Source organism: Xanthomonas sp. 1678 (assembly GCF_031455575.1).
In the GTDB taxonomy this organism is placed as follows: Bacteria; Pseudomonadota; Gammaproteobacteria; order Xanthomonadales; family Xanthomonadaceae; genus Xanthomonas_A.
Window position 1 is genome coordinate 131,482 of the sequence record NZ_JAVDSZ010000013.1, and the last position, 26,457, is coordinate 157,938.

The window sequence follows — 26,457 nt, forward strand, 5'->3', positions numbered from 1 at the left end:
GATGAGGGTACGGGCGCAGCCTCGTGCACCCAAACCCCGCGAGTCGCTTCGCGCCGTACCCTCACCCCAACCCCTCTCCCTTGGGAGAGGGGCTAAGGGCTCGGCGGCTGGCGGCGCTATGGCCTCGGCAGGCACCGCCTTGGCGGCCGCGCCGACGGCATCGCTTGAAAGCCTGCGCCCGGGCCCCATACTGGCGGCCTCTGTTCCTCTCGCGTTTTTGCCGCCATGCCGATCTATGCTTTCCAATGTGCCGAGTGCGGTCACAGCTTCGACCGCCTGCAGAAACTCTCCGATCCCGATCCGGACGCCTGCCCGTCGTGCGGTGCGCCCGCGATCAAGCGGCAGCTGACCGCGCCGTCGTTCCGGCTGTCCGGCAGCGGCTGGTACGAGACCGATTTCAAGAAGGACGGCGACAAGAAGCGCAACCTGGCCGAGTCCGGCAGCGCAACCGGCGGCACCGGCGAGGCCAAACCCGCCGCGGCGCCCGCGGCCTCCGACGCCAAGCCCGCCGCTGCCGCGGCCAGCACGCCGGCGCCCGCGCCAGCGGCCAAGCCCGCCGCGACCTGAGGGCGCGCCTGTAGGCGGCGTCGCGCGGCTCACCCGGCCAGGCACCTTTGCCACCGGCGGCCCGAGACCGCAGCAGCAGCCAACGCCCGAAAACGCGAACGGCCCGGAGTCGCCTCCGGGCCGTTCGTGTTTCCATCTGGGAAGATCAGCGGGCGCCGAAGCGCGCCCGGCAGCCTTCCTTGACCCACACCGCATTGCCCTCGTAGCCCCAGTTGCGGCCTTCCACGCAGGTGGTGCCGGACAGCTGCTGGATCACCGCCGGGCGGCCCTGGCGGCGATCCCAGGCGCAGCTGCGCAGGCGCTTGTCGTCGCTGCTGCAGGTCACCGAGTAGTCGCCGCCGCCGGACGGCGGACGGCCCGGGCCCCAACCGCCACCGCCACCGCCGCCCCGGCCTTCGGCGAACTCGCCGCGGCAGCCATCGTCGACCCACACCGTGCCGTCGCGCTGGCCCCAGCTGCGGCCCTCGATGCAGCGGGTGTCGGACAGCTGCCGCACCAGCACCGCGTTGCGCCAGCCGGTGTTGCACACCCGTTGCCGCTGGTCCTGGCTCTCGCAGCGGATGGTGCCGCCGGGACCGGCGCCGCCGCCGTTGCCGCCGCCGCCCCAGTTGCCGCCACCGCCGCCGTCGCCCCAGCCGCCCCGGCCCTCGGCGAAGCGGCCGCGGCAGCCGCGGTCCACCCACACCACGCCGGGACCGGCGCCCCAGGTCTGGCCCTCGATGCATGGCGAGTCCGACAGCGTGCCGACCAGCCGCGCGCGGCCGCGGAACGGGGTCGCGCACTGGCGGCGCTTGCGGTCGCTGCTGGAGCAGGCGATGGTCTGCGCGGTGGACCCGGGCTGCGGCCGCCATTGGCCGTTGCTGCCGCGCAGCGAGGTGGCGATGTCCTGCTGGATGCGACCGAAGCCCCAGCCGCGGTCGATCTGGTCCAGGTAGAACTCCAACTGGTCGTCGGGGATCTGCCGGCCGCGCGACTGGTCGGCGTACTCGCGCTCGATCGCCCGCACCCGGCTCGGCACCGACAGCTGCCGCAGGTCCTCCGGCGCATAGGCGCGCGCGCTCTGCGCGGCCACCGGCGCGCTGGCCAAGGCCAATCCGGCCACCAATAGCCAACCGCTCAGCTGCTTCAACATGGGTCCCCTCCGATGCCCGTGGATGTGGGCGGACTATAGCCTCACGGAAACTTAAGGCCAGGTGAGTTGCGGCGCGATTTGCCCGGGCCGGCGCCGCGCCGCAGAATATCCGGCTTGCCGGCGCCTTCTGCGGCGGCGGTCCCTCCTTGGAGTTTGCGATGCGTACCCACTTCTGCGGCCTGGTCGACGAGACCCTGATCGGCCAAACCGTCACCCTGGCCGGCTGGACCGATGTCGCCCGCAATCTCGGCGGCGTCTGCTTCATCGACCTGCGCGACCACGAAGGCATCGTGCAGGTGACGGTGGAGCCGGAGAGCGCGGACGTGTTCGCGGTCGCCGCCTCGCTGGGCTACGAGGACGTGCTGCAGGTCGAAGGCGTGGTGCGCGCGCGGCATGCGGTCAACGACAAGCTGCGCAGCGGCAAGGTCGAGGTCATCGCCACCCGCATCAGCGTGCTCAACAAGGCCGCGCCGCTGCCGTTCCATGCGCACGAGAACCCCGGCGAGGAAACCCGCCTGAAGTACCGCTACCTGGACCTGCGCCGCCCGGAGATGCAGCGCATGCAGCGCACCCGCATCAAGCTGGTGCAGGCGCTGCGCCGGCACCTGGACAGCAAGGGCTTCCAGGACATCGAGACGCCGATCCTGGCCAACGTCACCCCGGAAGGCGCGCGCGACTTCCTGGTGCCGGCGCGCATGCACGCGGGCGAGTTCTACGCGCTGCCGCAGTCGCCGCAGCTGTTCAAGCAGATCCTGATGGTGGCCGGCTTCGACCGCTACTACCAGATCGCGCGCTGCTTCCGCGACGAAGCGCTGCGCGCCGACCGCCAGCTCGAGTTCACCCAGCTCGACATGGAGTTCGCCTTCGTGCGCGAGCGCGACGTGCAGGACTTCGTCGAAGAGATGATCCGCGCCATCTTCAAGGAAGTGGCCGAGGTCGAACTGGACGCCAGCTTCCCGCGCATGACCTGGGCCGAGGCGATGCGCCGCTACGGCTCGGACAAGCCGGACCTGCGCATCGCGCTGGAGCTGGTCGACGTGGCCGAACTGGTCAAGGACAGCGAATTCGCGGTGTTCAGCGCCGCCGCCAACGACGCCGATGGCCGCGTCGCCGCGCTGCGCATCCCCGGCGGCGCCAGCCTGTCGCGCAAGCAGATCGACGAGTACGCCGCGCACGCCGCCAAGTACGGCGCCAAGGGCCTGGCCTACATCAAGATCGGCGACAACGGCGAGATCAGCTCGCCGATCGCCAAGTTCTTCGGCGAAGCGGCCTTCGCCGCGCTGGTCGCGCACGTCGGCGCCGGCAACGGCGACATCGTGTTCTTCGGCGCCGGCGCCTACGGCAAGGTCTCCGATTTCATGGGCGCGCTGCGGCTGAAGGCCGGCAAGGACTTCGGCCTAATCGCCGACGGCTGGCGGCCGCTGTGGGTCACCGATTTCCCGATGTTCGAGTACGACGAGGAAGCGCAGCGCTACGTCGCCCTGCATCATCCCTTCACCGCGCCGGCGGTGGAGGACATCGACGACCTGCGCGCCAACGCCAGGACCGCGGTGTCGCGCGGCTACGACATGGTGCTCAACGGCAACGAGATCGGCGGCGGCTCGATCCGTATCCACCGTACCGACATGCAGGCGGCGGTGTTCGAACTGCTCGGCATCGGCGCCGAAGAAGCGCGGATCAAGTTCGGCTTCCTGCTCGACGCGTTGAAGTACGGCGCGCCGCCGCACGGCGGCATCGCCTTCGGCATCGACCGCATCGCCGCGCTGATGGCCGGCACCGACTCGATCCGCGACGTCATCCCGTTCCCCAAGACCACCGGCGCGCAGGACCTGATGACCGGCTCGCCGTCGCCGATCAGCGAAGAGCAGCTGGCCGAAGTGCACGTGCAGGTGCGCGCCAAGCCGGTGCAGGGCTGAGCGATGGCATTGGCGATCCGCCAGGCCACGCCGGACGACGCCGCCACGCTGGCGGCGCTGGCCGCGGCCACCTTCACCGAGACCTTCGGCCACCTGTATTCGCCGGAAGACCTGCATGGCTTCCTCGACGAGCACTACACCGCGCAGCGGCAACGCACGATCCTGCAGCACCCGGACTACGCGATCTGGCTGCTGGAGGACGACGGCGTGGCGGTTGGCCACGCCGCGGCCGGCCCGTGCGGCCTGCCGCATGCCGAGGTGCAGCCCGGCGACGGCGAACTGAAGCGGCTGTACCTGCTGCGTTCGCACCAGAACAGCGGCTGGGGCAGCCGCCTGTTCGAGACCGCGTTGGCCTGGCTGGAACACGCCGGCCCGCGCACGCTGTGGATCGGGGTGTGGTCGGAGAACTTCGGCGCGCAGCGCTTCTATGCGCGCTACGGCTTCGAGAAGGTCGGCACGTACGAGTTCCCGGTCGGGCAGACCCGCGACCTGGAATTCATCCTGCGGCGCCTGCCGCGCTCGGCATAGCCTCGCGCGGCACGCATGGCCGCCATGCCGGAGCGGCCAGCCGATCGGCAGGGCCGGCGCCATGGCGCAGTAGACTGGCCACTCCTCCCGACCCGACAGGAGAGTGCCATGCCGCGATCACTGAAATACGCCGCCGCCGTGCTGCCGCTGCTGGCCGCGTGCGCGCCATCGGCCTCGCTGCAGCCGGCCAGTGGCGGCCCGGCCGGGCAGGGCGATGGCCGCTGCCAGGCCGAGCCGGTGGCCTGGGCGGTCGGCCAGGCCGCGACCGAGGCGACCATGGCCAGGCTGCGCAAGGACAGCGGCGCCGGCCTGCTGCGGCCGATCGCGCCCGGCCAGCCGACCACGCGCGACCTGCGCCCGGACCGGCTCAACGTCTTCGTCGGCGCCGACAATGTCATCACCAAGCTCGGTTGTGGCTGAGCCGGCCGGCGCGTGCGCAGCGCGGCCGGAGCCGGACACCGGTGCCGCCGGTGCCGCCGCGCCGCCGCAGGTGCTGCTGCTGCACGGCATCTGGAACGGCCGCGCCTGGCTCGGGCCGCTGGCCTGGCGGCTGCGTCGCGCCGGTTTTCGCGTCGCCAGTTTCGGCTACTCCACCGCGTTCGGCGGCGCCGAGGCGGCGGTGCCGCGGTTGCAGCAGCGGATCGAGCGGCTGGCCGCGCACGGGCCGGTGGCGCTGGTCGGGCACAGCCTGGGCGGGCTGATCGCGCTGCACGCCCTGCGCCAGGCGCCGCAGCTGCCGGTGACCCGGGTGGTGTGCCTGGGCGCCCCGTTGGCGGGCAGCGCGGTGGCGCAGGAGCTGCTGCGACGCGGCCTCGGCGCAGCCCTGGGCCGCAGCGCGGCCTTGCTGCAGCAGGGTCTCGGACACTGGGACGGTCGCGCCGCGGTCGGCATGGTCGCCGGCAGCGTCGCGCTCGGGCTCGGTCACCGCTTCGCCGCGCTGGGGCCGGAATCGGACGGCACCGTGGCCCTGGCCGAGACCCGTCTGCCCGGCCTGCACGACCATTGCCTGGTCCGCGCCAGCCACAGCGGCCTTTTGTTCTCACCGGCGGCCGCGCGTCAGGCCGCGGCCTTCCTGCGCCATGGCCGCTTCGCCGCCTGAGCGCGGGCACCGCGGATGGGGCGCGGCGGCGCAATCGAGTAAAATCCGCCGCTTGTCCTTCTGATGTCCGGAACGCCCCATGGGTAGAGGCCCCTCGATCGAAGCCCGCAAGAACGCATCCGATGCGAAGCGCGGCAAGATTTTCACCAAGATCATCCGCGAGATCGGCGTCGCCGCGCGCGCCGGCGGCGGCGACCCGTCCAACAACCCGCGCCTGCGCGTGGCGATGGACAAGGGCCTGGCCTCGAACATGTCCAAGGACGTGATCGAGCGCGCGATCAAGAAGGCCACCGGCGAGCTGGAAGGGGTCGAATACGAGGAAATCCGCTACGAGGGCTATGCACCGGGCGGCGTGGCGGTGATCGTCGACTGCCTGACCGACAACCGCGTGCGCACCGTGGCCGACGTGCGCCATGCCTTCAGCAAGTGCGGCGGCAACATGGGCACCGAGGGCTCGGTGGCCTTCATGTTCAAGCGCCTGGGCGTGCTCAGCTTTGCCGCCGGCGCCGACGAGGAGAAGATCACCGAAGCGGCGATCGAGGCCGGCGCCGACGACATCGTGGTCTATCCGGAGGACGGCGCGATCGACGTGCTGACCTCGCCGGATGCGTTCCACGCGGTCAAGGACGCGATGCAGGCGGCCGGCCTGGCCGCCGACCATGCCGAGATCAGCTTCCGCGCCGACAACGACATCGCCGTGGAAGGCGACACCGCGCTGCAGGTGCGCAAGCTGCTGGACATGCTGGAAGACCTGGACGATGTGCAGGCGGTCTATTCCAACGCCGATCTGGGCGGTTATGCGTGAACTGAGGCGCGGGACCGGGGACCGGGGACCGGGGACCCGTAACGGCGCAAGGCACAGGTACGTCACTGCCCGGCGCGTCGAGGTGTTCCAATGCGCGCCCCGGTGAGCGCTTCCGGTCCCCGGTCCCCGGTCCCCGGTCCCGGCGCCGTCCGCATCCTCGGCATCGATCCCGGCTCGCAGCGCACCGGCGTGGGCATCATCGACGTCGACGCCGCCGGCCGCACCACCCATGTGCACCACGCGCCGTTGCTACTGCTCGGCGAGGGCGACTTCTCGCAGCGGCTCAAGCGCCTGCTGCACGGGCTGGGCGCGCTGATGGAGGAATACCAGCCGCAGGAAGTGGCGATCGAGCGGGTGTTCATGGGCAAGAGCGCCGATGCGGCGCTCAAGCTCGGCCACGCGCGCGGCGCGGCGATCTGCGCGGTGGTGCTGCGCGATCTGCCGGTGCACGAATACGCGGCCAAGGAGATCAAGCTGGCCATCGTCGGCAAGGGCGGGGCCGAGAAGCAGCAGGTGCAACATATGGTCGGCCTGATGCTGAGCCTGACCGGCAAGCTGCAGGCCGACGCCGCCGACGCGCTGGCGGTGGCCATCACCCACGCCCACGTGCGCGCGACCGCGCAGCGCCTGGGCATCAGTACGCAACAGGCTTGGAGCAGGAAATGAGTGGAGCCGGGATTCGGGATTGGGGATTGGGGATTGGAAACGGCCGCGCGCAAGCGCGGACGCCGCGCTTTTATGAATCCCCAATCCCGAATCCCCAATCCCGGCGCCTCGCACGAGGCGCCCAATGATCGGCCGTCTGCGCGGGATCCTCGCCTACAAGCAGCCGCCGTGGCTGGTGATCGACGTGGGCGGGGTCGGCTACGAGCTGGAGGCGCCGATGAGCACCTTCTACGACCTGCCCGACGTCGGCCGCGACGTGATTTTGTTCACCCACTATGCGCAGAAGGAGGACAGCGTGTCGCTGTACGGCTTCCTGCGCGAGGGCGAGCGGCGCCTGTTCCGCGACGTGCAGCGGGTCACCGGCATCGGCGCCAAGATCGCGCTGGCGGTGCTGTCGGGGGTCAGCGTGGACGAGTTCGCGCGGATGGTCACCGCCGCCGACGTCACCGCGCTGACCCGCATCCCCGGCATCGGCAAGAAGACCGCCGAGCGCATGGTGGTGGAACTGCGCGACCGCGCCGCGGACTTCAGCGGCGGCGCGCCGATCACCGGCCAGCTGGGCACCGACGCGGTGTCCGAGGCCACCGTGGCGCTGCAGCAGCTCGGCTACAAGCCGGCCGAGGCGGCGAAGATGGCGCGCGATGCCGCCGCCGACGGCGACGAGGTCGCCACCGTGATCCGCAAGGCCCTGCAGGCCGCGTTGCGCTGAGCCGGCGCCGTACCCCTCTTCTTCACGCCTTGCGGCGCTAACCTGATCTCCTCATGTCCTCCACTCCCGTTCCATCCCCCGGCTCAGGCCATTCGGCCGATGCGCATGGCAAGGCCGGCTTCGCGCTGGTCATCGGCGCCATCGGCGTGGTGTTCGGCGACATCGGCACCAGCCCGCTGTACACGCTCAAGGAAGCGTTCTCGCCGCACTACGGCCTGAGCAGCGACCACGACACCGTGCTCGGGGTGCTGTCGCTGGCGTTCTGGTCGCTGATGATCGTGGTGACGCTGAAGTACGTCACCATCATCATGCGCGCCGACAACGAGGGCGAGGGCGGCATCATGGCGCTGATGGCGCTGACCCAGCGCACCATGCGCAAGGGCTCGCGCTCGGCCTACGTGGTCGGCATCCTCGGCATCTTCGGCGCCTCGCTGTTCTTCGGCGACGGCGTGATCACCCCGGCGATCTCGGTGCTGGGCGCGGTCGAGGGCCTGGAGGTCGCCGCGCCGGGCCTGCACGCCTTCATCGTTCCGATCACCGTGGTGGTGCTGGTGATCCTGTTCCTGGGCCAGCGCTTCGGCACCGAGAAGGTCGGCAAGGTGTTCGGCCCGATCACCTGCCTGTGGTTCCTGTCGCTGGCGGCGATCGGCATCTGGAACATCGTCGACGCGCCGGAAGTGCTGAAGGCGTTCAACCCGTGGTGGGCGATCCGCTTCTTCCTCGAGCACGGCTGGCACGGGGTGTGGATCCTCGGCGCGGTGGTGCTGGCGGTGACCGGCGGCGAAGCGCTGTACGCGGACATGGGCCACTTCGGCGCGCGTCCGATCCGCCACGCCTGGTACTTCTTCGTGCTGCCGTGCCTGGTGCTGAACTACCTGGGGCAGGGCGCGCTGGTGCTCAAGCATCCGGCGGCGCTGAAGAACCCGTTCTTCGAGGCGGTGCCCGGCTGGGCGCTGTACCCGATGATCGTGCTGGCCACGCTGGCGGCGGTGATCGCCTCGCAGGCGGTGATCACCGGCGCGTTCTCGATCGCGCGCCAGGCGATGCAGCTGGGCTACATCCCGCGCATGCTGATCAAGCACACCTCGCACGACACCATCGGCCAGATCTACATCCCCGGCATCAACTGGCTGCTGATGGTGATGGTGATCGCGCTGGTGCTGATCTTCCGCAGCTCCACCAACCTGGCGGTGGCCTACGGCATCTCGGTGTCGGCGACGATGCTGATCGACACCCTGCTGCTGGCGCTGGTGGCGCGCGCGCTGTGGCCGCGCTGGCGCAACTGGGTGCTGCCGCTGTGCGTGGTGTTCTTCGTCATCGACGCCGCGTTCCTGATCGCCAACGGCGCCAAGCTGCTGCAGGGCGCCTGGTTCCCGGTGGCGCTGGGCATCGTGATGTTCACCATGATGCGCACCTGGCGCCGCGGCCGCGAACTGCTGCGCGAGGAGATCCGCAAGGACGGCATCCAGATCGACAGCTTCCTGCCCGGGCTGATGCTGGCGCCGCCGGTGCGGGTGCCGGGCACCGCGGTGTTCCTGACCGCCGACGCGACCGTGGTGCCGCATGCGCTGATGCACAACCTCAAGCACAACAAGGTGCTGCACGAGCGCAACGTGTTCCTGACCGTGGAGACCCTGCCGGTGCCGTACGCCTCGGCGCGGCAGCGGCTGAAGATGGATGCCATCGGCGACGAGTTCTACCGGGTGATCGTGCGCTTCGGCTTCATGGAGACCCCCGACGTGCCGCTGGCGCTGATGCGCTCCTGCGACCAGGGCGGCATCTACTTCGACCCGATGGACACCACCTATTTCGCCAGCCGCGAGACCATCGTCGCCAGCGCCAACCGCGGCATGCCGATCTGGCGCGACAAGCTGTTCGCGGTCATGCACCGCAACGCCGCCCCGGCCACCGGCTTCTTCCGCATCCCGGGCAACCGGCTGGTGGAGCTGGGGGCGCAGGTGGAGATCTGAGTGGGGCCGGGACTCGGGTTGCGGGACTCGGGATCCGGAAAAGCGGCAGTCCGCCTGCCAGTTGCCTACAATAGCCGGATGCCGACCTGCGCCCGCGCCACTGTCCGTTTGCCGATGATCCGTCCGATGGCGGGAACGCTTGCCGGGTCCCGGGTCCCGAGTCCCGAGTCCCGCTGATGGACCGCATCATCGCCAGCAGCGCCACCCGCGAAGACGATGCGGTCGAGGCCAGCATCCGTCCCAAGCGCCTGGCCGATTACCTCGGCCAGCAGCCGGTGCGCGAACAGCTGTCGATCTATATCGAAGCGGCCAAGGCGCGCGGCGAGGCGATGGACCATGTGCTGATCTTCGGCCCGCCGGGGCTGGGCAAGACCACGCTCAGCCACGTCATCGCCAACGAACTGGGGGTCAACCTGCGGGTGACCTCCGGCCCGGTGATCGAGAAGGCCGGCGACCTGGCGGCGCTGCTGACCAACCTGCAGCCGCACGACGTGCTGTTCGTGGACGAGATCCACCGCCTGTCGCCGGTGGTCGAGGAAGTGCTGTATCCGGCGATGGAAGACTTCCAGATCGACATCATGATCGGCGAGGGCCCGGCCGCGCGTTCGATCAAGATCGACCTGCCGCCGTTCACCCTGATCGGCGCCACCACCCGCGCCGGCCTGCTGACCGCGCCGCTGCGCGACCGCTTCGGCATCGTGCAGCGGCTGGAGTTCTATACCCCGGAAGAGCTGGGCAAGATCGTGCGTCGTTCCTCCAGCATCCTCGGCATCGCCTGCGACGCCGACGGCTGCGCGGAGATCGCGCGGCGCGCGCGCGGCACTCCGCGCATCGCCAACCGGCTGCTGCGCCGGGTCCGCGACTTCGCCCAGGTGCGCGCCGACGGGCACATCGACCTGGCCGTGGCGCAGGCGGCGATGCAGATGCTCAAGGTCGACCCGGAGGGCTTCGACGAGCTCGACCGGCGCCTGCTGCGCACCATCATCGACTACTTCGACGGCGGCCCGGTCGGGGTCGAGTCGCTGGCCGCCTCGCTGTCCGAAGAGCGCGGCACCCTGGAAGACGTGATCGAGCCCTACCTGATCCAGCAGGGCTACCTGATCCGCAGCGCCCGCGGGCGCATGGCGACCAACAAGGCGTATCTGCACTTGGGCTTGCCGCCCAAGCGGGATTCGGGATTGGGGATTGGGGATTCGGGAGGGCTGTTTTGACTGCTAGCCGCCAGGACGCGCCTTTGCTCGGCGAATCCCCAATCTCCAATCCCCAATCCCGGCAGCTATTCAGTTGGCCGACACGCATCTACTGGGAAGATACCGATGCCGGTGGGGTGGTCTACCATGCGCGCTATGTCGCCTTTCTGGAGCGGGCGCGCACGGAATGGTTGCGCGCGCTGGGCTACGGACAGGAGCGCTTGCGCCTGCAGCACGATCTGGTGTTCGCGGTACGCGCGATGCAGCTCGACTTCCTGCGCCCGGCCCGCCTCGACGATACGCTGCAGGTCGGCGCCGCGCTGTCGCAGTGCAAGCGCGCCAGCCTGCTGTTCGCGCAGTCGATCCACCGCGACGGCGAGTTGCTGTTGCGCGCGCAGGTGAAGGTGGCGGTGCTGGGCGCCGGCAGCTTCCGCCCGCGCGGCATGGACGACGCGCTGTACGACGCATTGAAAGTTCTCGAAATCACTGAAACAGAATTACTGAGGAACGACGGATGATCGCATTGCTCCTGGCCCTGCAGGACACGGTGGTGGAGGCGCTGCCGCAGGACGTGACCCAGACCGCCGCGCAGGCCGTCGCCAACACGGCTGCCCACGGCGGCATCAACTACCTGGACCTGCTGCTCAAGGCCAGCCTGCCGGTCAAAGTGATCGTGCTGCTGCTGCTGCTCGGCTCGCTGATCAGCTGGGTGATCATTTTCCGCAAGGCGCGCGTGTTCAAGCAGGCCAACCGCGAGGCCGACGACTTCGAGAACCGCTTCTGGTCCGGCACCGACCTGACCAAGCTCTACGCCGGCGCGGCCGACCGCAACCGCGTGGTCGGCGGGCTGGAGGCGATCTTCGAGGCCGGCTTCCGCGAGTTCACCCGCCTGCGCGACAAGCGCAAGCTCGACGCGCGCATCCAGCTGGAAGGCGCGCAGCGCGCGATGCGGGCGACCTATGCGCGCGAGGTGGATCGCCTGGAGCGCAACCTGGAACTGCTCGCCAACATCGGCTCCACCGCGCCCTACGTGGGCCTGGTCGGCACCGTGTTCGGCATCATGGTGACCATGCACGACATGATCAACAGCGGCCAGCAGGCGGGCATCGCCGCGGTCGCGCCGGGCATTTCCGAGGCGCTGTTCGCGACCGCCATCGGCCTGTTCGTGGCGATCCCGGCGGTGTGGGCGTACAACCGCTTCACCACCCGGGTCGAGCGCATGGCCGTCCGCTTCGAGACCTTCTCCGAAGAGTTCAGCTCCATCCTGCAGCGCCAGGCCAGCGGCGACTGAGCGCGCCCGCGCGCTCCGCCCCAGATCCCAGGATTCCCGCATGACTGCCGCCATTTCCCGCCGCAAGCGCCGCAAGCTCAAGTCCGAGATCAACGTCGTGCCGTACATCGACGTGATGCTGGTGCTGCTGATCATCTTCATGGTCACCGCGCCGCTGCTCAGCCTGAGCGTGGACGTGGACCTGCCCGATTCCACCGCGCGTTCGGTGGAGAGCAAGAAGGACCCGGTCATCGTCACCGTCGACGCCGAGGGCCGCTATACGCTGACCCTGCAGGACGGCAAGCCGGAGAAGATCGGCGCGCCGGAACTGAAGGCCAAGATCCAGGCCTTCGTTGGCCAGAACAAGGACGTGCCGGTGTTCGTCGCCGCGCCCGGCAATTCCAACTACCAGCTGGTCATGGACACCATGGTCATGCTGCAGCAGGCCGGCGTTCCCAAGGTGGGCCTGATGAGCCAGCCCGGTACCAATGCACGCTGAAGCCGATACCCGACCGCATCTGGCCCAGGGCGACAACGATGGCCTGATGTACGGCATCGCCCTGGCGGTGGGCGTGCACGTGCTGCTGGCGCTGCTGTTCTTCCTCGCCTGGTGGTGGTCGCCGCTGCGCGAGGTGGAGCCGGCGGCCGGGTCGCCGATGGTCGAGGCCTCGCTGGTGGTGTCCGCCGCCGACGTGCGTTCGGCGCAGAAGGCGGTGCAGGACGCGCCCAAGCCGCTGCCCGAGCCGCTGCCCGAACCGGTCAAGGACGTCGCCGAGGACGACACCGTGCCGCCGCCGCAGCCGATCCCCGTGCCCAAGCCGCAGCAGGCGCCGACCGAGCAGCAGCAGAAGGCGCAGGACTTCATCCCGGTGCCGGACAAGGTCGACCAGGACCGCGCCAGCCGCACCGCGATCTCGCAGGAAAAGGAAAAGCAGGAGCAGGAAGCCAAGCGCCGCCAGGAACAGGTCGACCTGACCGAGCAGAAGCGCCAGCAGGAGGCCGAGCAGAAGCAGCGCCTGGCCGCGCAGCAGGAAGAGGAGCGGCAGAAGAAGATCGCCGACATCCGCAAGCAGCGCGAGCAGGCCGAGCGCGAGGCCAAGCTGGCCGAGCAGAAGCTGCGCCAGCTGGCCGACGTGCGCGCCAAGCAGGCCTCGGCCACCGCCGCGTCCACGCCGCAGGCCGCACCCGGCCAGAACGGCACCAACACCGACCTGTCGGCCAAGTACGCCGCGGCGATCCAGCAGGCGGTGCTGAGCCAGTGGGTGCGCCCGGATTCGGTGCCGCTGGGGCAGAAGTGCAAGATCTCGATCAAGCAGATCCCCGGCGGCACGGTGATGGAGGCCCGGGTCAGTCCCGACTGCCCGTACGACGAGGCCGGGCGCCGCTCGATCGAGGCGGCGGTGCTGCGCGCGCAGCCGTTGCCGTATCGCGGCTTCGAATCGGTGTTCGCGCGCGAGCTGACCTTCAACTTCACCGCGCAGGATCGCTGAGACGCCGGGATTGGGGATTCGGGATTGGGGATGCGAAGTTTCGTTGTTGCCTGTCCCGACGGGCCAAAACCCCCGCTTCCGGGCTTGGCGAGGTCCGGAACGCCCGGGCGGCGGTGCGATAGGCGATAATCGGTGGCTCCTGCCATCGGCTTCACATGCCGATGGTTCATGATTGCGAATACGTTCACCCGCGCATTGCTATCTCTTGCGCCTTCCCGAGTACTGCTGAGCGACCCATGAAGAAACTGCCGCGCTGGCTTGCCGTCCTGACTGCCCTGTTGCTCCCCTTGGCCGCGTCCGCGCAGGACAAGGGCCTGGAAATCGACATCGTCGGCGGCAACGCGTCGGCGACCCCGATCACCGTCGTGCCGATGCCCTACCAGGGATCGGCGGCCGCGCCGTCCACCGACGTGTCCGCGGTGGTCCGTGCCGACCTGGACCGGTCCGGCCAGTTCCGCAACCTGCCCGAGGCGCAGATCGTCGAGCGCCCGACCCGCGGCAGCGAAGTCCAGTACGCCACCTGGCGCGCGCTGAAGCAGGACTACCTGGTCGCCGGCCGGGTGATGGACGCCGGCGAGGGCACCTACCGGGTCGAGTACGAACTGTTCGACGTGGCCAAGGGCGAGCGCATGCTCGGCCTGGCGATGACCGCGCGTTCCAGCGCGATGCGCGACGTGGCGCACCAGATGGCCGATGCGATCTACGAGAAGATCACCGGCGTGCGCGGCGCGTTCTGGACCCGCATCGCCTACGTCACCGCCAGCGGCAAGGGCGGCGCGATGCGCTATGCGTTGATGGTCGCCGATTCGGACGGCTACAACCCGCAGACCATCGTGCGCTCGGCCGAACCGCTGCTTTCGCCGAACTGGAGCCCGGACGGCAAGAAGCTGGCCTACGTGAGCTTCGAGCGCGGCAACTCCTCGATCTACATCCAGGACATCGCCACCGGCGCCCGCCAGCTGGTGTCCAGCTTCCGTGGCATCAACGGCGCGCCCGCGTTCTCGCCGGACGGCCGTAAGCTGGCGCTGGCGCTGTCGCGCAGCGGCAATCCGGAGATCTACGTGATGGACCTGGGCAGCAAGCAGCTGACCCAGCTGACCAACCACTTCGGCATCGACACCGAGCCGACCTGGGCACCGGACGGCAGCACCATCTACTTCACCTCCGATCGCGGCGGCCGCCCGCAGATCTACCAGGTGGCCGCAACCGGCGGCAGCGCCAGCCGGGTGACCTTCCAGGGCAACTACAACGCCACCGCCAGCGTGTCCTTCGACGGCAACAAGATCGCCGTCGCCCAGGGCAGCGGCAACACCTACAAGATCGCGATGATGGACCGCAGCCTGGGTTCGCCGCGCTGGAACACATTGTCTACGGGTTCGCTGGACGAGTCGCCGAGCTTCGCGCCCAACGCCAGCATGGTCCTGTACGCCGCCCGCGAAGGCGGGCGAGGGGTCCTTTACGCGGTCTCGGCCGATGCCCGCGTGCGCCAGCGCCTGGTCCTGGCCGATGGCGACGTGCGCGAGCCGTCGTGGTCTCCGTATCGGACGGCGCGTTGACAACGTAAGTTTGATGTTAATATTTCGCTGCGTTGAACCCCCTTTCGGCTCAGGAGCCATATAGGTATCCCCATGAACAAGACCACCCGCGTTCTGCTTGTTTCGCTTTTGTCCGTCGCAGCTCTGGCCGGCTGCACCAAGAAGGTCAAGGAAGTTCCCCCGACCGACACCACCGGCACCACCGGTTCCACCACCCCGACCGGTCCGTCGACCTCCGGCCTGTACGGCCCGGGCGACCTGGACACCGACGCCTGCCTGCGCCAGCGCGTGGTCTACTTCGATCTGGACCAGGACTCGCTGAAGCCGGAGTTCCAGGCGATCATGGCCTGCCACGCCAAGTACCTGCGTGACCGTCCGTCCTCGCGCATCACCCTGCAGGGCAATGCCGACGAGCGCGGTTCGCGCGAGTACAACATGGGCCTGGGCGAGCGTCGTGGCAACGCCGTGTCTTCGGCGCTGCAGGCTGCCGGCGGTTCGGCTGCGCAGCTGACCGTGGTCAGCTACGGCGAAGAGCGTCCGGTCTGCACCGAGTCGGGCGAGTCCTGCTGGTCGCAGAACCGCCGCGTCGAGATCGTCTACACGGCTCAGTAATAGATGCGTATCGGTGTCCTTACATCGATGATCGTCGCGGCGGCCCTGGTGGCCGCCGCGCCGGCTCATGCGCAACGCGCCAGCTTGGCCGACCGGGTGACCGTGCTCGAGCAGCAGGCGATGAACACCCAGGCCAACACCGACATGCTGAACCAGCTCAACCAGCTGCGGACGCAGATGCAGTCGCTGCAAGCCACGATCGAGCAATTGCAGCACGACAACGAACAACTCAAGCAGCGCGCCAAGGACCAGTACCTGGACCTGGACGGCCGCCTGAACCGGCTCGAGGGTGGCGCCATGCCGCCGTTGCCGCCGGCTGGCGGTGCCGCACCGGCCGCTTCCGCACCGCCTGCCAGGCCGGCTGCCGCCGTTTCCGAACGGCCGCCGTCGGTGCATGGCGATGCCGGCACGCTGAGCGCCACCGGCGACGAGCGCACCAGTTACAACGTCGCGTTCGACGCGCTGAAGGCCGGCAAGTACGCCGACTCGGCCAATCTGTTCCAGAGCTTTCTCGAGCTGTACCCGAACGGCGTCTACGCCCCCAATGCCTTGTACTGGCTGGGCGAGAGCTATTACGCCACCAAGAATTTCCCGCTGGCCGAGGCGCAGTTCCGCGACTTGATCGGCCGCTATCCGACCCACGACAAGGCGTCCGGCGCCCTGCTCAAGCTGGGCCTGTCGCAGTATGGCGAAGGCCATGCGCAGGAAGCCGAGCAGACCCTGCAGCAGGTGATCAGCCAGTATCCGGGATCGGATGCCGCGCGCACCGCGCAGGACCGCCTGCAGTCGATCCGCATCGGCCAGCAGCTGCGCTGAGCCCCGAACGCTGCCGCCATCGTCGCGGGGGCATACTTCTCCCGCCATGGCCGCCGTTCCCAGCGATATCGTACAAAGCCCGCTGCCGCGCCTGAAGCTGACGGAGATCTTCCTGTCGCTGCAGGGCGAGGCCGACAGCGCCGGCTGGCCGACGGTGTTCGTGCGCCTGACCGGTTGCCCGCTGCGCTGCAGCTACTGCGACACCGCCTACGCCTTCCACGGCGGGCAATGGTGGGACATCGACGCGATCCTGGCCGAAGTGGCGCGGCACGGCGTGCGCCATGTCTGCGTGACCGGCGGCGAGCCGCTGGCGCAGAAGCGCTGCCTGCGCCTGCTCGAGCAACTGTGCGACGCCGGTTACGACGTGTCGCTGGAAACCTCGGGCGCGCTCGACATCGCCGAAGTGGATCCGCGCGTGTCGCGGGTGCTCGACATCAAGACCCCGGCCTCGCAGGAGGCGCATCGCAACCGCTGGGACAACCTGCCGCTGCTGACCGCGCGCGACCAGATCAAGTTCGTGCTGTGCGGCCGCGCCGATTACGACTGGGCGCGCGCGATCGTCGCCGAACACCGCCTGCACGAGCGCTGCACCGTGTGGTTCTCGCCGAGCAAGAGCGAACTGGCCCCGCGCGACCTGGCCGACTGGATCGTCGCCGACCGCCTGCCGGTCCGCTTCCAGATGCAGCTGCACAAGCTGCTGTGGAACGACGAGCCAGGCCGGTGAGAAGCCGGAATTGGGCATTCGGGATTGGGGATTCGTAGAAGCTCCCCTCCGATGTCCGATCGCGTGCTGTAGCTTTTGCGAATCCCCAATCTCCACTCCCAAATCCCGGCCCCACAATGAAAAACGCCGTCGTCCTACTCTCCGGTGGCATGGATTCCGCCGTCGTCGTCGCCATGGCCCGCGAGCAGGGCTATGCCGTGCATGCGCTGAGCGTGAGCTATGGGCAGCGGCATACGTCCGAACTGGACGCGGCCACGCGCGTGGCCGACGCGCTCGGCGCGGCGGCGCACAAGACCGTCAACGTCGACCTGCGCAGCATCGGCGGCTCCGCGCTGACCGACGACATCGAGGTGCCGGAGGCGGGCGGCGAGGGCATCCCGGTCACCTACGTGCCGGCGCGCAACACCATCATGCTGTCGGTGGCGCTGGGCTGGGCCGAGGTGCTGGGCGCGGCGGACATCTTCTGCGGCGTCAACGCCGTGGACTATTCCGGCTATCCGGACTGTCGCCCCGAATTCATCGACGCCTTCCAGACCCTGGCCAACCTGGCGACCAAGGCCGGCGTGGAAGGCGCCGGCCTGCGCGTGCACGCGCCGCTGCAGCGCATGAGCAAGGCCGACATCGTGCGCGAAGGCGTGCGCCTGGGCGTGGACTTCGGCCTGACCGTGTCCTGCTACCGCGCCGATGCCGCCGGCCGCGCCTGCGGCCACTGTGACGCCTGTCGCCTGCGCGCCGCCGGCTTCGCCGACGCCGGCGTGGCCGATCCGACCCGCTACGCCTGATTTCGCGTTGACCCGGGGCTGGGGTAGAATACGCACCCCGGCGCAACGCCGGGGCATTGTTTTGGGCCGTTAGCTCAGTCGGTAGAGCAGAAGACTTTTAATCTTTTGGTCGATGGTTCGAATCCATCACGGCCCACCAATCAATTCAATGACTTAAAGTCATTTCGCGCCTTTGGCGTCGCCCTGTCGATCCTGTCGGTGCCCGTTTGGTGCCCATAAGGTTGCGCCACCTCAACAGCTGCACTGCACGCTGCATCCGTTTGCGCGCCGCGTCTAGGTCGTTGCTATGCTTGCGACGCCGATTGAGGCTGAAGCTAGGAGTGAACGTGCAAGTTCAACGGCCGCCGACCCAGATGATCGGCGGCGTCCACTGGATTGAAGGATGGGCAGATTAATGTCTGAAGATGGACTAGGAAAACCAGTTTTTTCAATCATCGACAAGATCGCGGCCCTTGAATACGTCATGATCTGCGTATGCCATTCACACCCAGATCGTGATGCCCTTAAGGGTCAGGTAGGCACCTTGTTCGAATATTTGTCATCGTCCGACGTCTCCGGAAACGCGGAAGCGATCATAAAGAGTGTCGAGAACATGACCGGATTCTCAAGGCAGGGATTGGAAGATGCACCCGAAGTTTGAGCAGTTCGCTAAGGTAGGGGGCCGCCAAGATGCGCCTTCCCCGCCTATTGCAGGCGGCGGCGACCCTCCCCATGATGACGGCATGGAAGCCCGTGTCGCTAAGCTCGAAAGCACCGCAGACCACATCCTCCGGGAGTTGGTCGAGATGAAAGCGGATATCCGTGAACTCCGCCGCGATGCCAAGACGGATTTTCGGCTGTTGTTCGGCGCCATCATCACCGTGGCCCTCGGCTTGGCTGCCCTCATGGCTAAGGGCTTCCACTGGCTGTAGCCCGATTCGGGTTTGCTTTAAATACTAGCTGCGAAGTCTCCTGAAATTGCGCCTGAAAAACTCTGGTAGTGCGGGCGGGCAGGCCGCGTTGTGGTTACCGCGAAAAATGCATCGCTGACTACGCGTCGAACGAACCTGCAGGCGGCTGTCGGGCCGAGCTTCTCCGTCGTGCACCTGATCGCAAGTCATAGGAACGGCTTCGGTCGCGGCAAGGCAGCAGGTAAGCACGCCGCGCTCAAGCGCGTTGCCGGCCGCCCTGCATGCTCGATGCCGCCGTGCGCAGTGCCTGGCCGATGTGCTGCAAGGCGCTCGAGCGCACCGCCGCGTGCTGCCAGTAGAGCGGGACGTCGAGCCAGCGCTGCGGATCGATGATCACGATCTGCTTCTCGCGCAATCCGGACGCGAGCATCTGCTCGGGGGCGAGGCACCATCCGAGACCGCGTGCGGCGGCTTCGACGAAGCCGGTGGAGGTCGGCAGGTAATGGATGGGAGGGGCGAGGCGGGTGCGGGTGATGCGCCGCACGAAGCGCGCCTGCAGATCGTCCTTGCGGTTGAACACCATCATCGGCGCCTGCGCCAGCGCCGCGGCGCCGAATCCGGCGGCGAAGTGGCGGGCGACGAAGGCCGGCGAGGCGATCGCGTAGTAGCGCATGGCGCCCAGGGGATGGACGTTGCAACCCTGCAGCGGCTTGCTCGCGGAGGTGACCGCGCCGAGCACGGTGCCGTTGCGCAGCAGTTCCAGGGTGTGGTCCTGGTCGTCCACGTGCACGTCGAACAGGAAACCGTGCGCATCGTGCAGGGCCGACAGCGCGGCGAGGAACCAGGTCTGCAGCGAGTCGTCGTTCACCGCAATCGCGATGCTGCGCGCGGGTCCGGCGGCGGCCGCGCCCGGCACGAAGTCGGCCAGCGCCTCGGCCTCCAGCGCCTGCATCGGTCGCACCCGGCGCAGCAGCGCTTCTCCTGCAGGCGTCGGCCGGCACGGCGCCTGGCGCACCACCAGCACCTGCCCCAGGCGGTCCTCGAGCGCCTTGATCCGTTGCGAGATCGCCGAGGGGGTCAGCGAAAGCCGGCGTGCGGCCGCCTCGAAGCTGCCCTCGTCGAGCACGGCGGCGAAGGCCGACAGTTGTGGATGCAGCAGGTCCATGCGTCCGGCCAATTAGAATTTCTTCACAGCCTACAGAATATTTAGCTTGGCTAATGACGCCGCCAGGGCCAGCATGCGCCTTCCGCAGTCCTGGACATCCGCATGTTGCTCGAAGCATCGCTTGCCGGTTTCATCGCCAGCGCCGGCTTGATCATCGCGATCGGCGCGCAGAACGCCTTCGTCCTGCGCCAGGGTCTGCAGCGGCAGCATGTGGGCGTGGTGGTGGCGGTCTGCGCCTTCGGGGATATCGCGCTGATCGTGCTCGGGGTCGCCGGCATCGGCGCGCTGGTGCAGCAATGGCCGGCACTGCTGCAGGTGCTGCGCTACGCAGGCGCGGCCTTCCTTGGCGTCTATGGCCTGATGGCGGCGCAGCGCGCATGGCGTGGTGCCGGCGCATTGAAGGCGCAGGGCGAGGAGCCGGCGAGTTGGCGCCGCATCCTGCTGACCTGCCTGGCTTTTACCTTTCTCAACCCGCACGTGTATCTCGACACGATGGTGCTGCTCGGCAGCCTGTCCACCCGCTATCCGGGAGCGCTGCGCTGGGCGTTCGCGTTCGGCGCCTGCCTGGCGAGCGTGGCCTGGTTCTGCAGCCTGGGCTATGGCGCGCGATTGCTGCAGCCGGTGTTCCGCAAGCCCAACGCATGGCGGGTGCTGGATGCATGCATCGCGGTGTTCATGCTGGCGCTGTGCCTGTTGCTGCTGTTGCGGCCGCTCGGCTGACGCGCTTGGCGGCAATGCGAGGTACTGCAGCGGCACGCTGCCGGTCGCGGTTACGCTAGCGGCAAGCGAAGCGTCGGCCCGCTTGGCCGCTACGCGGAGGCGGGCGCGCTGCTGAGCATCCCGGCTAGGCTTTCGCTGAGGATCAATTGCAGGTGCATGCGCTTGAGTTCCACGCCCATCATCATCAGTTGCAGGCCGGCGCACATCGCCGCGACTGCGTAGACCCGCGCCTGGAATTCCTGGTCGCTGCCGTTCCAGCTGCCGTGTCCGCGCAACAGGCGCTTGAGCATGTCGCCGAGGTGTTCGATCAGGGAGACGGCCAGGCGCCGCGCATACGCGGTCAGCTCGGGGTCGCGCGCGGCGGCCAGGTCCATTTCCAGGTTGAACCTCAGCCGGCGCTCGTCGACCTCGGATAGCAGCCATTCCTCCAACGCGCCGGCGATGAAGTCGGTCGCGTCCAGGTGCGGCGGCCGTTCGGTCGTCCACATCGCGCGCAGCGACCTCTCGTAGCTGCGTTCCATCAACGCCCGCACCAATCCGCGCCTGTCGCCGAAGCGCCGGCGCAATGTGCTGCAGGAGACGTCGCTGGTCTGGGCGATCAGTTCGAAGGTGGTCGCGCCGACACCCTTGTCGGCGATGCACTGTTCGGCCGCGTCCAGCGCGGCGTCGTAGAGGCGTTGCTCGCGTTCCCTGGCGCTGCGCAGATCAATAAGGTTGGACATGGAGATCGATCCTGGGCGGAAAAACATGGTGACGCGGTTGTGCCGCTGGCGCCATGCCGGACCAGCGCGAATGCGGAGTCGCGGGTGCGGGACGCGGCGGTCGAATCGCACGTGTGCGTATAATAATCATTCTCGTTAGTCGACGGCGCCTGGGTGGCGCCGTCTCGTCCCAAGGACCCATTGATGCGTTTGCCGCTTTCCCTGTTCGCCGCGATGTTGCCGGCGACGGCCGCCATTCCCGATGCCCGGGCGCAGTCGCCCTCCACGCAAACGCTGGACGCCGTGGTCGTCAGCGCATCGCGGACCGACCAACCCGCGGACACGGCGCCGCAGACCGTGGTGGTGATCGACCAGCAGGAGATCGCCCAGCAGCTCACCATCAGCAGCAATTCGTCGGACCTGCTGTCCAGCCTGCTGCCGTCGTATACGCCGAGCCGCGGCAAGATGAACGGCAGCGGCGAAACCTTGCGCGGACGCACGCCGCTGATCCTGGTCGACGGCATTCCGCAGTCCAATCCGCTGCGTCCGACCGGGCGCGAAGCACACACGATCGACTATGCGATGGTCGAGCGCATCGAGGTGATCCAGGGCGCCAATGCGATGAACGGCCTGGGCGCCACCGGCGGCACCATCAACCTGGTCACGCGCCGCCCGCAGCCGGGCGCGCTCAACCAGCACGTCGAGGTGCAGGCCAGCGTGCCGACCACCGACGTCGATGCCGAGACCGCGAGCTACAGGACCAGCTACCGCATCGACGGGCGCCGCGACAAGCTCGACTACCTGCTCGCCGTCGGCTACGAGGACCAGGGCCTGTACCTGGACGGCGACGGACGCGCGATCGGCACCGACGTGACCCAAGGCGATCTGATGGCCACGCGCGCTTACGACGTGCACGCCAAGCTGGGCTACTGGATCGACGACCGGCAGGAGCTGCAGTTCAGTTCCAACCGCTACCGGATCAAGTCCAAGGCCGAGTACCTCGGCGTGGCCGGCGATCGCGATCTCGGCATCCCCACCACCTCGGTGCGCGGTCGGCCGCAGGGCACGCCGCCCTGGAACGACGTGTGGACCACCGGCCTGTCCTATGCCCATCACGATCTGGCGGGCATGGAACTGAAGGCGATGGTGTTCAACCAGGAGTTCGAGGGCCTGTTCGGCGCCGACAACTCGGCCACCTTCCAGGACCCGCGCATCGCGCCCAACGGCACGCTGTACGACCAGTCGCGCTCGGTCGCGTCCAAGTGGGGTTCCAAGACCAGCCTCGGCAAGGACGACCTGCTCGATGGCCGGCTCAAGCTCACCGGCGGCGTCGATACCCTGTGGGACAGCGGCAAGCAGGATCTGTACGGCACCGGCCGCACCTATGTGCCCGAGTCGGAGTTCCGCGACCTGGCCGCATTCGTGCAGGGCGAATACCGGCTGCTGCCGCAGCTGACCGTGCATGGCGGCGTGCGCCACGAAGACGCGAAGCTGACCATCGACAGCTACCAGACCCTGGCGCGCTACAACCGCGTGCAGGTGCAGGGTGGCCGCCTGTCCTTCGCCGAGACGCTGTACAACGCCGGCGCGGTGTTGGCGCCGAGCGAGCGTTTCAATGTCTTCGCCAGCTATTCCGAAGGCTTCGGCATGCCCGACGTGGGCCGCGTGCTGCGCTCGATCAATACGCCCGGCACCAGCGTCGCCAGCCTGAGCGCGCTGCAGCCGGTGCTGACCCGCAACGTCGAACTGGGCACGCGCCTGCGCGGCGATGCGTGGGATGTCGATGTCGGCGTGTTCCAGTCGCGCTCGGATTACGGCACCCGCGTGATCGCGGTGGACGGCGCGTTCCAGATGGCGCGGGAGAAGACCCGCATCGAGGGCGTGGACGCCAGCGCCAAGTACCGGCTCAACGACCGGCAGCGTCTCGGCCTGGCCTATGCGTATACGCGCGGACGCTACGACAGCGACGGCAACGGCAGCCTGGACGCGCATCTGGACGGGCTGAACATCGCGCCGAACCGCGTTATCGGCAGTTGGTCGTCGCAATGGACGCCGCGGCTGTCCAGCTTCGTGCAGGCGCAATACGCGTTCAGCCGCAGCTTCGACGATCCGCAAAAACGGTTCAGCGGTTACGCGCTGGTCGATGCCGCGCTGAACTACAGGCTGCGTCAGGGCGAACTGCGCCTGGCCGTGGCCAACCTGCTCGATCGCCAGTACATCACCTATTACTCGCAGAGCGCGCTGGTCGAACCGGATCGCTATTTTGCCGGGCGCGGGCGCACGCTGACGGTGGGCTACAGCCTGGATTTCTGAGCGAGGGCCGCTGCGTGGCGCGCGCTTGAGCGCGTCCGCAGGCGCGGCGTTGTGGCGCGGCATCCGCATGGTTCTAGGTCGGACGACGGACGCGGCGGATGGCGGCGGGCCGTGCAGCCATTCGTGGCTGGCTGACTAGGGCCATTTGCCCGGTCGGTGCGTTCGCCGGCATCGGCGGCGTTGTCGAGCAGCGCCTGCAACAGGTGTCCGATCGCGCTAGGTGTCCGATCGCGCTTTCAGGTCGCTCGCGCCGGAATCATGCGTGACGTTCGCCTGCCCGATGCCGGCGCGGGCAGGTCGCCGCTGCGCTTGCCGCCTGGCGGCTACCTACCAGCCGCCGTAGGGATAGCCGTAGCCGCCGTGGCCGTAATAGCCGCCATGGCCTTCGCTCTGGCCGACGCTGATGCTGATGCCGACTTCGCGCGGCTTGCCGTCGTCGTTGTAGTAGGTCTTGCACAGGTTGAGGTTGGCGGCCTGGTAGTTGCTGTTGCCGCCGCGCGAGGAATAGCCGAAGCCGGTGGCGACACTGCCGTGCACGTCGCCCTTGCAGCGGTCGACGCGCGCCTGTTGCGCCTCGGCCAGGGCCTGGGTGGCCGCGGCCTTCTGCGCCGAGGCCGAGGTGCCGCTGGTGTCGCCGTAATAGGCGCCCGGCGGGTCGGCCTTGTACACCGGGTCGGTGCCGTAGGTGATCGGCTGCTGCGGCACGCTCAGGTCCAGCGCGCGCTTGGCCGCTTCGCTGTCGCTGTTGCCGCTGTCGGCGGAGGTTTGCGCCATCGCCGGGCCGGCGAGCAGGGCGCAGGCAAGCAGGAGGGATCGCTTCATCGGACGTACGCCAAGGAAAGAAGGGCTCGGTGGCTGCAGCCGCAGCTGCGCGCCGCCACAACGCGACGCTATCAATACCACGTTGAACCCGGCCTGTCGGCGGCCGGGGATTTTCTTGCCGGTGCCGGCCCCAGGGCGCGATGCGGCGGCAAACGGCCGCCGCCAGGCCAGCCCAGCTAGCCCTGCTGCTGCACGATGTCGACCAATTGCTGGCCGTAGCGGGCCAGCTTGGTGCCGCCGATGCCGCCGACGTGGGCCAGTTCGTCCAGGCTGGTCGGGCGCTGCTCGGCGATGTTGCGCAGGGTGCTGTCGTGGAAGATCACGAACGCCGGCACGTTCTGCTCCTTGGCCAGGGCGGCGCGCAGGTCGCGCAGGGCGTTGAACAGGCTCAGGTCCTGCGGCTGCACCGGCACGCCTGTGCGCGGGCTGCCGCTGCGGTCGCCGCGTTCGCGGCCGCGGGTCGGCGCCTCGCGGCGCATCATGATCTGGCGCTCGCCCTTGAGCACCTGGCGGCTGGCGTCGGTCAGGCGCAGCCCGCCGTAGGCGTCGCTGTCCACCTCCAGCAGCCCGGTAGCGACCAGCTGGCGGAACACGCCGCGCCAGGCGCGCGCGTCCAGGTCCTTGCCGATGCCGTAGGTGCTGAGCTGGTCGTGGCCGAACTGCTTGATCTTCTCGCCGTCGCTGCCGCGCAGGATGTCGATCAGGTGGCCGACGCCGAAGCGCTGGCCGCTGCGGTAGACGCAGCTCAGCGCCTTCTGTACGGCCACGGTGGCGTCCCAGGCGGCGGCCGGGGTCAGGCAGTTGTCGCAGTTGCCGCAGGGCTGCGGATAGGTTTCGCCGAAGCTGGCCAGCAGCACCTGGCGCCGGCATTGCATCGATTCGCAGTAGCCGAGCAGCTGGTCGAGCTTGCGCCGTTCCACCCGCTTGCGGTCTTCGCCGGCCTCGCCCTTCTCGATCATCTGCTTGAGCAGCACCACGTCGCCCAGGCCGTAGCACAGCCAGGCCTCGGCGGCTTCGCCGTCGCGGCCGGCGCGGCCGGTTTCCTGGTAGTAGCCTTCCAGCGACTTGGGCAGGTCGGTATGCGCGACGAAACGCACGTCCGGCTTGTCGATGCCCATGCCGAAGGCGATGGTGGCGCACATCACGATGCCGTCCTCGCGCAGGAAGCGGCGCTGGTTGCCGGCGCGCACCTCGGCCGGCAGGCCGGCGTGGTAGGGCAGGGCGTTGAGCCCTTCCTTGGCCAGGAACTCGGCGGTTTCCTCGACCTTGCGCCGCGACAGGCAATACACGATGCCGGCGCTGCCGCGGTGCGCGCGCAGGAAATCCAGCAGCTGGCGCTTGCTGTTGTCCTTCTGCACCACGGTGTAGCGGATGTTGGGGCGGTCGAAGGAGCTGACGAAGTGGCGGGCCTGGGTCAGGTCCAGGCGCTCGGCGATCTCGCGCTGGGTCGGCGGATCGGCGGTGGCGGTCAGGGCGATGCGCGGGGTCTGCGGCCAGCGCTCGTGCAGCACCGTGAGCTGGCGGTACTCGGGGCGGAAATCGTGGCCCCATTGCGACACGCAGTGCGCCTCGTCGATCGCGAACAGGGCGATGCGGCTGCGCTCGATCAGCGACAGGAAGCGCGGGGTCAGCAGGCGTTCGGGGGCGACGTACAGCAGGTCCAGCTCGCCGGCCAGCAGTTCGCGCTCGACCCGCTGCGCGGTCTCGCCGTCCAGCGTGGAATTGAGGTATTCGGCGCGCACGCCGAGCTGGCGCAACGCCTCGACCTGGTCCTGCATCAGCGCGATCAGCGGCGAGATGACGATGCCGGTGCCGTCGCGCAGCAACGAAGGAATCTGGTAGCACAGCGACTTGCCGCCGCCGGTGGGCATCAGCACCAGCGCGTCCTGGCCGGCGGCGACATGTTCGACGATGTCCTGCTGCGGGCCGCGGAACTGGTCGTAGCCGAACACGCGGCTGAGCACGGAATGAGCGGAAGATTGCATGCGCCTAGGATACCGCGTAGGTCAAGTGCGCCCGAGCGGCGCCGCCGTGC

The 26,457-nt window shown here is 68.6% G+C and carries 28 protein-coding genes and 1 tRNA gene; 24 read left to right on the forward strand and 5 right to left on the reverse strand.

The genetic code is table 11. From position 1 onward, the window contains the following. Positions 1 to 225: 225 nt before the first annotated feature. Positions 226 to 567 carry a zinc ribbon domain-containing protein gene (locus tag J2Y70_RS19520; protein WP_309921373.1) on the forward strand — a complete coding sequence of 114 codons (342 nt, stop codon included), beginning with the start codon at positions 226 to 228 and terminating at the stop codon, positions 565 to 567. 145 nt (positions 568 to 712) lie between these two features. Here J2Y70_RS19520 and J2Y70_RS19525 read toward each other — a convergent pair whose 3' ends face one another. Further along, positions 713 to 1,699, reverse strand: a complete 987-nt coding sequence (locus tag J2Y70_RS19525) for a DUF3011 domain-containing protein (RefSeq protein ID WP_309921375.1) — start codon at positions 1,697 to 1,699, stop codon at positions 713 to 715. 158 nt (positions 1,700 to 1,857) lie between these two features. Between J2Y70_RS19525 and aspS the strand changes: the two genes are divergently transcribed. From aspS to J2Y70_RS19630, 21 genes are all read left to right on the forward strand, one after another. Next, a complete protein-coding gene (aspS, locus tag J2Y70_RS19530) occupies positions 1,858 to 3,615 on the forward strand; it encodes an aspartate--tRNA ligase (protein ID WP_309921378.1) in 1,758 nt (585 codons plus the stop codon). Between the two features lie 3 nt (positions 3,616 to 3,618). Continuing rightward, the gene (locus tag J2Y70_RS19535) at positions 3,619 to 4,143 is read left to right on the forward strand and encodes a GNAT family N-acetyltransferase (RefSeq protein ID WP_309921381.1); all 525 of its coding nucleotides are present in this window, start codon (positions 3,619 to 3,621) and stop codon (positions 4,141 to 4,143) included. Positions 4,144 to 4,251: 108 nt separating this feature from the next. After that, entirely contained in the window at positions 4,252 to 4,563 is a 312-nt protein-coding gene (locus J2Y70_RS19540) for an I78 family peptidase inhibitor (protein WP_309921384.1), read from the forward strand. Positions 4,564 to 4,633: 70 nt separating this feature from the next. After that, a complete protein-coding gene (locus tag J2Y70_RS19545) occupies positions 4,634 to 5,242 on the forward strand; it encodes an alpha/beta fold hydrolase (RefSeq protein WP_309921481.1) in 609 nt (202 codons plus the stop codon). 79 nt (positions 5,243 to 5,321) lie between these two features. Further along, the gene (locus J2Y70_RS19550; RefSeq protein WP_263395400.1) at positions 5,322 to 6,047 is read left to right on the forward strand and encodes a YebC/PmpR family DNA-binding transcriptional regulator; all 726 of its coding nucleotides are present in this window, start codon (positions 5,322 to 5,324) and stop codon (positions 6,045 to 6,047) included. Between the two features lie 90 nt (positions 6,048 to 6,137). Then, complete coding sequence (ruvC, locus tag J2Y70_RS19555; protein ID WP_286038015.1) at positions 6,138 to 6,713, forward strand: crossover junction endodeoxyribonuclease RuvC; 576 nt, start codon at positions 6,138 to 6,140, stop codon at positions 6,711 to 6,713. Between the two features lie 124 nt (positions 6,714 to 6,837). After that, the gene (gene ruvA / locus J2Y70_RS19560; RefSeq protein ID WP_263395398.1) at positions 6,838 to 7,422 is read left to right on the forward strand and encodes a Holliday junction branch migration protein RuvA; all 585 of its coding nucleotides are present in this window, start codon (positions 6,838 to 6,840) and stop codon (positions 7,420 to 7,422) included. 53 nt (positions 7,423 to 7,475) lie between these two features. After that, on the forward strand, positions 7,476 to 9,392 hold the full coding sequence (locus J2Y70_RS19565) for a potassium transporter Kup (protein WP_263395397.1): 1,917 nt from the start codon (positions 7,476 to 7,478) through the stop codon (positions 9,390 to 9,392). Between the two features lie 176 nt (positions 9,393 to 9,568). Then, complete coding sequence (ruvB, locus tag J2Y70_RS19570; protein WP_309921390.1) at positions 9,569 to 10,603, forward strand: Holliday junction branch migration DNA helicase RuvB; 1,035 nt, start codon at positions 9,569 to 9,571, stop codon at positions 10,601 to 10,603. Positions 10,604 to 10,626: 23 nt separating this feature from the next. Beyond that, complete coding sequence (gene ybgC / locus J2Y70_RS19575) at positions 10,627 to 11,100, forward strand: tol-pal system-associated acyl-CoA thioesterase (RefSeq protein WP_309921393.1); 474 nt, start codon at positions 10,627 to 10,629, stop codon at positions 11,098 to 11,100. Further along, positions 11,097 to 11,873 carry a protein TolQ gene (tolQ, locus tag J2Y70_RS19580; protein WP_309921396.1) on the forward strand — a complete coding sequence of 259 codons (777 nt, stop codon included), beginning with the start codon at positions 11,097 to 11,099 and terminating at the stop codon, positions 11,871 to 11,873. The genes ybgC and tolQ overlap by 4 nt, the downstream gene beginning before the upstream one ends. Positions 11,874 to 11,913: 40 nt before the next feature. After that, a complete protein-coding gene (gene tolR / locus J2Y70_RS19585; protein WP_263395393.1) occupies positions 11,914 to 12,351 on the forward strand; it encodes a protein TolR in 438 nt (145 codons plus the stop codon). 46 nt (positions 12,352 to 12,397) lie between these two features. After that, positions 12,398 to 13,342, forward strand: coding sequence for a cell envelope integrity protein TolA (gene tolA / locus J2Y70_RS19590; protein ID WP_309921484.1), 945 nt, complete (start codon positions 12,398 to 12,400; stop codon positions 13,340 to 13,342). Between the two features lie 236 nt (positions 13,343 to 13,578). Next, complete coding sequence (tolB, locus tag J2Y70_RS19595) at positions 13,579 to 14,898, forward strand: Tol-Pal system beta propeller repeat protein TolB (protein ID WP_309921399.1); 1,320 nt, start codon at positions 13,579 to 13,581, stop codon at positions 14,896 to 14,898. 72 nt (positions 14,899 to 14,970) lie between these two features. Then, positions 14,971 to 15,489 carry a peptidoglycan-associated lipoprotein Pal gene (gene pal, locus J2Y70_RS19600; protein WP_309921402.1) on the forward strand — a complete coding sequence of 173 codons (519 nt, stop codon included), beginning with the start codon at positions 14,971 to 14,973 and terminating at the stop codon, positions 15,487 to 15,489. 3 nt (positions 15,490 to 15,492) lie between these two features. Beyond that, on the forward strand, positions 15,493 to 16,305 hold the full coding sequence (ybgF, locus tag J2Y70_RS19605) for a tol-pal system protein YbgF (RefSeq protein ID WP_309921405.1): 813 nt from the start codon (positions 15,493 to 15,495) through the stop codon (positions 16,303 to 16,305). 46 nt (positions 16,306 to 16,351) lie between these two features. Continuing rightward, positions 16,352 to 17,029: a 7-carboxy-7-deazaguanine synthase QueE gene (gene queE / locus J2Y70_RS19610; protein ID WP_309921408.1), complete on the forward strand. Its 678-nt coding sequence runs from the start codon at positions 16,352 to 16,354 to the stop codon at positions 17,027 to 17,029. Positions 17,030 to 17,145: 116 nt separating this feature from the next. Then, a complete protein-coding gene (gene queC / locus J2Y70_RS19615) occupies positions 17,146 to 17,811 on the forward strand; it encodes a 7-cyano-7-deazaguanine synthase QueC (protein ID WP_309921411.1) in 666 nt (221 codons plus the stop codon). Positions 17,812 to 17,874: 63 nt separating this feature from the next. Continuing rightward, positions 17,875 to 17,950 (forward strand) — tRNA-Lys (locus J2Y70_RS19620). Between the two features lie 255 nt (positions 17,951 to 18,205). After that, positions 18,206 to 18,451 (forward strand): hypothetical protein, encoded by a 246-nt coding sequence (locus J2Y70_RS19625; RefSeq protein WP_309921415.1) that lies wholly within the window; start codon positions 18,206 to 18,208, stop codon positions 18,449 to 18,451. After that, entirely contained in the window at positions 18,435 to 18,722 is a 288-nt protein-coding gene (locus J2Y70_RS19630; protein ID WP_309921418.1) for a hypothetical protein, read from the forward strand. The genes J2Y70_RS19625 and J2Y70_RS19630 overlap by 17 nt, the downstream gene beginning before the upstream one ends. A 235-nt stretch (positions 18,723 to 18,957) precedes the next feature. On the opposite strand, the gene J2Y70_RS19635 is transcribed toward J2Y70_RS19630, so the two are convergent. Continuing rightward, positions 18,958 to 19,866, reverse strand: coding sequence for a LysR family transcriptional regulator ArgP (locus J2Y70_RS19635; RefSeq protein ID WP_309921487.1), 909 nt, complete (start codon positions 19,864 to 19,866; stop codon positions 18,958 to 18,960). 102 nt (positions 19,867 to 19,968) lie between these two features. Here J2Y70_RS19635 and J2Y70_RS19640 point away from each other — a divergent pair, with 102 nt between their 5' ends. Further along, positions 19,969 to 20,586 (forward strand): LysE/ArgO family amino acid transporter, encoded by a 618-nt coding sequence (locus J2Y70_RS19640; protein WP_309921422.1) that lies wholly within the window; start codon positions 19,969 to 19,971, stop codon positions 20,584 to 20,586. 89 nt (positions 20,587 to 20,675) lie between these two features. Here J2Y70_RS19640 and J2Y70_RS19645 read toward each other — a convergent pair whose 3' ends face one another. Continuing rightward, positions 20,676 to 21,308, reverse strand: coding sequence for a helix-turn-helix domain-containing protein (locus tag J2Y70_RS19645; protein ID WP_309921424.1), 633 nt, complete (start codon positions 21,306 to 21,308; stop codon positions 20,676 to 20,678). 183 nt (positions 21,309 to 21,491) lie between these two features. Between J2Y70_RS19645 and J2Y70_RS19650 the strand changes: the two genes are divergently transcribed. Continuing rightward, positions 21,492 to 23,600, forward strand: coding sequence for a TonB-dependent receptor (locus J2Y70_RS19650; protein ID WP_309921427.1), 2,109 nt, complete (start codon positions 21,492 to 21,494; stop codon positions 23,598 to 23,600). Positions 23,601 to 23,927: 327 nt separating this feature from the next. Here the strand turns inward: J2Y70_RS19650 and J2Y70_RS19655 are convergent, their stop codons facing one another. Beyond that, positions 23,928 to 24,422 carry a hypothetical protein gene (locus J2Y70_RS19655; RefSeq protein WP_309921429.1) on the reverse strand — a complete coding sequence of 165 codons (495 nt, stop codon included), beginning with the start codon at positions 24,420 to 24,422 and terminating at the stop codon, positions 23,928 to 23,930. A gap of 176 nt (positions 24,423 to 24,598) precedes the next feature. After that, positions 24,599 to 26,407 (reverse strand): DNA helicase RecQ, encoded by a 1,809-nt coding sequence (recQ, locus tag J2Y70_RS19660; protein WP_263395382.1) that lies wholly within the window; start codon positions 26,405 to 26,407, stop codon positions 24,599 to 24,601. Between the last annotated feature and the right edge of the window lie 50 nt (positions 26,408 to 26,457).